Genomic DNA, 770 nt, shown 5'->3' with positions numbered 1-770 from the left:
GTCAAGGGCGCGTGCGCGTCTAGCGCCGTGCGTTCAGCGCGGCGTCGATCTTCTTGTTCGTCTTGTACTGGCTGAGCGCGTAGGTCGACCAGATTGCGGCTGGAACCCAACCGATCAGGGTAATCTGCAGGAGCAAGCAAATGACGGCGGCAAAAGGGCGGCCAATCGTGAAGAATTGGACCCAGGGCAGAAAGATCGCAAGAAAGAGGCGCAATGTATTAAATCCGGTGGTGGTAAATGGGTGTGGATACAACAGGAGCGCGACGCTGGCGCAGCGCGACATCTCGATGTATCGGCAAAAGTGCGAAGGACTTAACCCCCGAAAGGAGGGGGGCGAAGGCCGCTGTTCGTTGGGATCGGCAGCTTAGCTGTCGTACAAGTACGAGCCGCAATGGTTGCACAGGTGCTTGGCGCGGTTAAACAGAACTCCGCGCTGGTGCCATAGCCGGATGCTGCCCGAATTGCAATGAGCACAGCTGATGCCGCGCCCGGTGCGGCAGTGGGGATACTGTGCCAGGTACTTTTCGAGTGTGCGTGGCCGTTCCCGTGTGACGAATGCGAGCACAAGCGGCGTGAGAAGCGTGAGCAAATAGGCCAGTGCTCCCCATAGCCAGGGATTCCTGCCGCGCCTGTGGGCGAGATAGGCCGTGAAGAGCATGCTTAGCGCTTGAATGACGTAAAATTCCAAGGTCTCTCTCGTTCGGTGTCGTGGTACTCACGGTTGTCCGCCGGCAGCGGCAACGATCAGGGATCAGGCGCTATTCCGATAG

At 58.7% G+C, this 770-nt stretch carries 2 protein-coding genes; both read right to left on the bottom strand.

Going from position 1 to position 770, the window contains the following annotated elements; all coding sequences use genetic code 11:
- Nucleotides 1-19: 19 nt before the first annotated feature.
- Nucleotides 20-214, bottom strand: coding sequence for a YqaE/Pmp3 family membrane protein (locus ACYP5B_RS35045; protein WP_459572727.1), 195 nt, complete (start codon nucleotides 212-214; stop codon nucleotides 20-22).
- Between the two features lie 150 nt (nucleotides 215-364).
- Nucleotides 365-688 (bottom strand): hypothetical protein, encoded by a 324-nt coding sequence (locus ACYP5B_RS35040; RefSeq protein ID WP_459572726.1) that lies wholly within the window; start codon nucleotides 686-688, stop codon nucleotides 365-367.
- Nucleotides 689-770: the final 82 nt, after the last annotated feature.

It is taken from the genome of Cupriavidus sp. 8B (assembly GCF_054589115.1).
This window is presented reverse-complemented; position numbering and strand designations above follow the sequence as displayed.